The 6,780-nt window shown below is 65.4% G+C and carries 5 protein-coding genes and 1 pseudogene; 3 read left to right on the forward strand and 3 right to left on the reverse strand.

The genetic code is table 11. The features are described from left to right. Window positions 1-95 precede the first annotated feature (95 nt). On the reverse strand, window positions 96-1,826 hold the full coding sequence (locus tag E0H73_RS45445) for an FAD-dependent oxidoreductase (RefSeq protein WP_131367527.1): 1,731 nt from the start codon (window positions 1,824-1,826) through the stop codon (window positions 96-98). 228 nt (window positions 1,827-2,054) lie between these two features. On the opposite strand from E0H73_RS45445, the pseudogene E0H73_RS47835 reads away from it, so the two are divergent. The 3 genes and pseudogenes from E0H73_RS47835 (at window position 2,055) to E0H73_RS46940 (ending at window position 5,377) form a co-directional block, all read left to right on the forward strand. After that, window positions 2,055-2,803, forward strand: a pseudogene (locus E0H73_RS47835) (enoyl-CoA hydratase/isomerase family protein). Between the two features lie 90 nt (window positions 2,804-2,893). After that, on the forward strand, window positions 2,894-4,840 hold the full coding sequence (locus tag E0H73_RS45460; RefSeq protein ID WP_238164699.1) for a glycoside hydrolase family 15 protein: 1,947 nt from the start codon (window positions 2,894-2,896) through the stop codon (window positions 4,838-4,840). A gap of 39 nt (window positions 4,841-4,879) precedes the next feature. Then, window positions 4,880-5,377, forward strand: coding sequence for a hypothetical protein (locus E0H73_RS46940; RefSeq protein WP_202867945.1), 498 nt, complete (start codon window positions 4,880-4,882; stop codon window positions 5,375-5,377). Window positions 5,378-5,413: 36 nt separating this feature from the next. Here the strand turns inward: E0H73_RS46940 and E0H73_RS45470 are convergent, their stop codons facing one another. Together E0H73_RS45470 and E0H73_RS45475 are read right to left on the reverse strand one after the other, a co-directional pair. Further along, window positions 5,414-6,178 (reverse strand): hypothetical protein, encoded by a 765-nt coding sequence (locus E0H73_RS45470; RefSeq protein WP_131367535.1) that lies wholly within the window; start codon window positions 6,176-6,178, stop codon window positions 5,414-5,416. 64 nt (window positions 6,179-6,242) lie between these two features. After that, window positions 6,243-6,467: a hypothetical protein gene (locus E0H73_RS45475; RefSeq protein WP_131367537.1), complete on the reverse strand. Its 225-nt coding sequence runs from the start codon at window positions 6,465-6,467 to the stop codon at window positions 6,243-6,245. Between the last annotated feature and the right edge of the window lie 313 nt (window positions 6,468-6,780).

The raw sequence follows: 6,780 nt of genomic DNA on the forward strand, positions 1-6,780 counted from the left end.
CGTCACCCTCACGCAGAACCAACGCAGCAGCAGGACGATTCGCCATGCCTCATCATCCCAACCACCAACCGTAAATCAACTAACGACGCGCGGCACTAGTAGGGGTAGTCAGGAATGACGTCGGACTTCTTGGCGTCGAGTCGCAGTTCGCCCAGGGCACCAGCGGGTACGGCGGGACGGTGTGGCATCACCGGGGTCACACGCCGATAGCCGGACCCCAGCGGTGGTCTCGGGTCAGCGTCTCCCTTGTTCGGCCACAGGGACAGCGCGCGTTCGGCCAGGGCGGTGATCGACAGTGACGGGTTCACTCCGGTGTTGGCCGGCATCACGCTTCCGTCGATGACGTGCAGGCCGGGTTGGCCGAACACGCGTTGATAGGGGTCGACGGCGCCGCTCTCGCTGCTGTCGCCGATCGGGATGCCGCCGGTGAAGTGCGCCGAGGCAGTGCGGTTGATGACTTCGAACGGCAGTGCTCCTTCGTGGCCGCCCATCGTGGAGGCCATCCGGTCGACGAACTGCTCGACGATCGGGATGTGCACGGACGGCGGCGTGCCAGTGTGGCGACTTCGCAGTACCCCGTCGTGCCAGTAGAGCTCGATCGATGTGTCGGTCGTCTGGGAGCAGAGCATGACGACGGTCCGCTCGGCCCAGCTGCGGGCGTCGTCGAAGCTGAGTACCGAGGTCGGGTGTTTGATGAGTTGCTTGATCCAGCCGGCGGTCGGGTGCTTCTGTTCGCCGTGCTGGTGGTAGGTGACCAGGAAGGCGAACAGGTCGTTCCCGACACCCCAGTACACGGGTTCGATGCTCGTAACGGTGTCGGGCCAGACGCCGGACGTGATCGACACCGACCCTGGCGTCAGGCGAATCCTGTCCGGGTCTTCCTCCCACTCTGCGTGCGTGCGTGTAATCGCGAGGAGCTGTTCGGAGTTCGTCCGTGCACGCCGGCCGAGCTCGCTGGAGACGCCTCGCAGCCGGCCCTCGTGCTGCATGTGCAGCAACAGCTTCGACGAGCCGTAGGCATGGGCGGCGACAATCACCTGCTCGGCGGTGTAGGTGTGGTCCGGCCGCCGCGCGGCTCGCTGCGCCCAGCCCGGATGGCGGGCGTGAACCTCGAACCCGCCTCCTTCGAGGGGAAGGAGGTCATGGACCTCGTGGAGTTCATGGACCCGCGCGCCGAGCTTCTCCGCCAGGTACAGATAGTTCGTCGTCAGCTTGTTCTTCGCGTTGTGGCCGCAGCCGATGTTGCACTTCCCGCACGAGATGCACCCGGTACGACGCGGTCCGGCCCCGCCGAAGTACGGGTCCTCGGCCTCGACTCCTGGGCTGCCGAAGTACACGCCGACAGGGGCCTTGTTGAACGTTTCCCCACGTCCCATCTCGGTCGCGACCTGGCGCATGACGCGGTCGACGTCGGTGGGCATGTACGGGTAGCGAACGGCTCCCAGCATCCGGGTCGCCTGGTCGTAGTGGGGCGCCAGTTCGTCGGCCCAGTCGGTGATGCTTGCCCATTCCGGCGCGTCGAAGAACTGCTTCGGCGGGACGTACAGCGTGTTCGCGTAGACATGAGACCCGCCGCCCACGCCCGCGCCGCACAGGACGAGTACGTCGTCCAGGTACTCGACCCGCTGGATCCCGTAGAGCTCCGCCGCGGGGAACCACAGAAATCCGGGCAGATGCCACTGGCTCTTCGGGATGTCCGCGTCGTTCCACCGCTTGCCGGACTCCAGTACACCGACTCGGTAGCCCTTCTCCGCCGCACGAAGCGCGGACACGCTCCCGCCGAATCCGGAGCCAATGATCAACACGTCGTAGTCGAAGCTCGTCATCGGGAACTCCTTCCTAGGGCCTACCTCACGTTCACCAGAGTCACCCCGTCGAGACGCGCTTCGCGCCAGTCGAACACCCTGGCGGACCCGTGGGTTCTACGGGCGCGATGCCGTCCAGGCCCGAGGGATGGTCGACCTATGTCTGTCGAAGGAGCAGTGACGGAGTACGAGACGCTGACCGTGCGGCGGGACGGCGCGGTTCTCGTCGCCGGAATCAACAGCCCGCCGATGAATCTTCTCGGGCCGGAGCTGGTTCGCGACCTGGTCTCGCTGATCCGACGAGCCGCGGCGGACCCCACGATCCAGGTGCTCGTGTTCAAGAGCGAAGACCCCGACTACTTCATCTCACACGTGGACGTGACACGGATCGCGGAGTACCGCGCCGAGGCGGCAAAGCTGGTCGGCGAGCCGTCGATCGCGCTGTTGTTCCATCACCTGAGTGCGAGCCGCCTGGTGACCATCGCGCAGATCGAGGAACGGGTACGCGGCGCCGGCAGCGAGTTCGTGCTGGCCTGCGACATGCGGTTCGCGGCGCGCGAGTCAGCGATCTTCGGTCAGTTCGAGCCCGCGTTCGGTCAAGTCCCCGGTGGGGAGCGACGCAACACCTGGTTCGTCTGATGGGTCGTGGCAGGGCGCTCGAGGTCATGTTGAGTGCCCGCGACTACGACGCGGAGCTTGCCGAGAGGTACGGCTGGATCAACCGTGCGCTGCCGGCCAACGAACTGGACGAGTTCGTCGGCGGGCTGGCGCGCCGGCTCGCGAGGTTCCCGGCCGCCGGACAAGCCACGGTCAAGGACCGCGTCAACGCCATCGCGCTCGCGCCGGCCGACGACTTCCGTCGCGATTCCGATCTGTTCGGAGCGGCCGTCCGCGGCGCTGAAGCACAGGCGCGGATCCAAGCAGCCTTGGCCCACGGCTTTCAGAATCGGGACGCAGAACTGGACCTCGCGAAGCTGCTCGGCGACCTGGCTGTCTGAGGCCGGGGTTGATGTCGCCGGGGGAGTTCTCGGTCATGATGGCAGGAGGCGGCGGATGAAGACCGCGAGAGGATGAGGGGAGGCCGGACCTTGGCTGAGCCTCTGCCACGCACCCTCGCGGCCTCCGGTGACATGCATGACGGATCGGGGCGAAGCGCCTATCCGCCGATCGCGGATTATGCGTTCCTGTCGGACTGTGAGTCCAACTGCCTGATCGCGCCGAGCAGTGCGGTGGAGTGGATGTGTCTGCCGCGACACGATTCGCCCAGTGTGTTCGGGGCGATTCTCGATCGCGCCGCCGGGAGTTTCAGGCTGGGTCCGTACGGCGTACAGGTGCCGGCCGCGCGTCGGTACCTGCCAGGCAGCCTGATGCTCGAGACGACCTGGAAGTCCCCGACGGGATGGTTGATCGTCCGCGATGCGCTGCTGATGGGGCCGTGGCACAACGTGTCCGAGCGGTCTCGGGCCCATCGCCGTACACCGACCGACTACGACGCCGAACACTGCCTGTTGCGGACGGTGAGGTGCGTGAGTGGCGCGGTCGATCTCTCGATGGTGTGCGAGCCGGTGTTCGGATACGGCCGTCGAGAAGCAACCTGGCGGTACGACGGTGCCGGTTACGGCGAGGCAATCGCAACGTGCCCTGACGTAGACCACGATGTCACGCTGACGCTGACCACCGATCTGCGTCTCGGGCTAGAGGGTCGTACGGCGCAGGCCCGGACCCGGATGGTGCAGGGCGACACGGCGTTCGTCGCACTCTCGTGGTCGGCTCTGTCGCCACCGCGGACCGGGTCGGAAGCCCTGGAGCGGATGCGTCGTACGGCGGAGTACTGGCGGCAGTGGATCAGTGTCGGGGCGTATCCGGACCACCGGTGGAGCCCCTATCTGGTCCGTAGTGCACTGACCTTGAAGGGACTCACGTTCGGTCCGACGGGAGCGTTGCTCGCCGCCGCGACGACGTCCCTGCCGGAGACGCCGGCCGGTGAGCGGAATTGGGATTACCGCTACTCGTGGGTCCGGGACTCGACGTTCGCTCTGTGGGGGCTCTACCTGATCGGGCTGGATCGCGAGGCGAATGACTTCTTCTCGTTCCTCACCGAGATCTGTGACGGCGATGCGCAGGACATCCAGATCATGTACGGGATCGGCGGCGAACGCGAGTTGACCGAGCGGACCTTGGACCACTTGGCCGGCTACGAGGGCGCACGGCCGGTCCGGGTCGGGAACGCTGCCTACCGGCAGGGTCAGCACGACGTGTGGGGAGCGATCCTCGACTCGATCTATCTGCATGCCAGGTCGCGTGACCAGGTGACGGAAAGCTTGTTGCCGTTCCTCAAGCGGCAGGTCGAGACGGCGTCGAAGCACTGGCGCGAACCTGATCAGGGGATCTGGGAGTCACGCGGTGAACCGCAGCATTTCACGTCGTCGAAGCTGATGTGCTGGGTGGCGATGGATCGTGGTGCCAAGCTGGCCCGGTTGCACGACGAGCCCGGGTTCGCGGAGGACTGGCAGGCCGTCGCCGACGAGATGCGGAAGGACATCTGCTCCAACGGCGTCGACGACAGAGGAGTCTTCGTCCAGCGGTACGGCGCCACCACTCTCGAGGCCTCCCTGCTGCTTCTGCCCTTGTTGCGGTTCCTGCCGGCCGACGATCCACGGGTTCGCGCCACCGTGCGGGCGATCGCGGACGAACTCACCGAGGACGGCCTGGTACTGCGCTACCGCGTCTCCGAGACCGACGACGGGATGCACGGCGACGAGGGGACCTTCACGATCTGCTCGTTCTGGCTGGTGTCCGCGCTCGTCGAGATCGGCGAACTGACCGAGGCTCGTGCGCTCTGCGAGCGACTCCTGTCCTACGCGAGCCCGCTAGGCCTGTACGCCGAGGAGATCGACCCACTCAGCGGACGCCACCTCGGCAACTTCCCGCAGGCGTTCACCCACCTTGCCTTGATCAACGCCATCACCCACATCATCCGCGCCGAGGACTCCGCCGGCACGAACACCTTCGCCGCAGGACCTCAACGACCCTGATGTCTTAGGATCCAGCGACCCCGGTCTCAGGCCGACGGGGTGATTCACCTTGCCTTCAGCAACGATTTCAGTAATCGTGACGCCCTCGTGCGGGCGGTTGCCGAGGACAGTACTGCCCTCGCCTATCTGTCCACCGAGTCCGATACGCCACCGATTGACAGGCCGGTCGCTCGTGCCACACTTCCGTTCATGGGCAAATTGTCATGGCGGTCAGAAGACTCGTTTCTTTCGATCGCAAGCCGCGGATCGATCCTGTCGATCGGATCGGCTGGGTCAGTGCTCAGTATCGGATCGGTTGGGTCTGCGCTCTCGATCGCGTCGGTGGGGTCGACTCTGTCGGCGTTCTCCGCTGGCTCCGTCCTCTCCGTCGGCTCAGCACTCTCAGCTCGGTCCCGCTGGTCGTTGTTGAGCAGCGACGGCGATCACGACGTGCTGAAGGCGCAGACCCGCTTCGCATTTGTCGGGGCCGGCGGAGCCGGACTCGTTGTGCTCTTGGCAGGATTCAGCCGCGCGCGCTCGAAATCTCGTCCGCGCTGATCGCAGACGCCGTCGTCGTGGCCGACCGTTCGGCTGTCAGCAGCCGAGTGGGAGTTCGGACGTGTTCTGCAGTGAGATGACAATCGAGTCCGACGGCAGTCGCAGACTCTCGTGAGTCGAGACGTCGTAGAAGACTGCTTGACCGTCAGCTCGGCCCAGATACAGCAGGCAGCCGCGGCTGCCGATGGAGCCTGGCCGGTTTGGGTCCGTGTCAGCCTCGGTCACTATCGCTGGGACCGCGGCCACCGCGAGCACCGGTAGCCGGATGCTGCCGATCAGATATACGTTCCTGACCGCGTAGCCTTGAACGGCGAGAGAGCCTTCAGCCCAGGCGACGACAGGCAAACCGAGAAGGACGATTCCGAGCGCAGCACCGGCCGATCGCAAGGCCATCGTGACCAGCACGGGGGAACCCGTCGTTCTGGACCTGACCCGATGGCGGTGCAGAAGGCTTCCCAGCAATCTCGACGCGCTCCGTACGAGCAGAGTCGAGCAGAAGAACACAACTGTGACAAGGAGTACGAGTTCAAGTGCGCCGACGAGTTGGCCGGCGAGGATCTGGACGTACCCGTAGCCGACCTCCTCCGGGGTTGCTCGCAGTTGCAGGTAGAAGAAGACGTACGACAGTCGAAGAACGCCGTACAAGGCGGCGCCGAGAACACCGGCCAAGGGAACGGCGTGCTGGACCATCCATTCGACCGACACGACGAAGGTGGGGCGCCTCGGGACCGGCAATGCATCGGAGACATGGAGTGGAAGGTCGTCGAGGCGTCCACGTGCTTCGCTGATGGAGGACGACATCCGTCGTCGGCCGGCCAACCGGTGTCGCGGGCGGCCGCTCCTGGAGGAAGTTTGACCGCTCACGTCAGCGGATCGGAACTTTGAAATCCCAGCAGGGCTGAGTGTTGGGGCATCCCGAAACCCGAGCCGGATCGACCCACAAGCCGTAGTGGCCCGCGGGCGAGCCCGGCGGGAGGGTGAGGTCTGTGCTGAGTTCGCCGTCGCCGTCGGTGGTCAGGGCCGGAAAGTCGTAGTACAGCGGATAGCCCTCGTCCTCAGGTACCGAAGCCCCTGGTCCGAAGGCTGACATGAAGACTCGTGTGCGCGGTTTGACACCCGCTATGACGAGTGCGATCTTGCCTGCTCGTGGTGTCGCACGCATCGATGCCGTGGTGGCCCGCACGACCTTCAGCGTCCCCGAGAACCTTGTGAGAGGCGGGGGTGATGTTGACTCCCGCGGACTGGATTCGGTCGACGGTGAGTTGTCCGGTGATTGAGTGATGCTCGGCGGCGGTCCGGAATCGTTGGGGTTGACCCGGTTCGACGGACACGGTTGGTGTGAGGTTGGTTCACGCTACCTGTTCGTGGGTGGTGGCTGGGGTTGATTCGAATGTTGCGGGGCT

Source organism: Kribbella pittospori (genome assembly GCF_004331465.1).
Lineage (GTDB): Bacteria > Actinomycetota > Actinomycetes > Propionibacteriales > Kribbellaceae > Kribbella > Kribbella pittospori.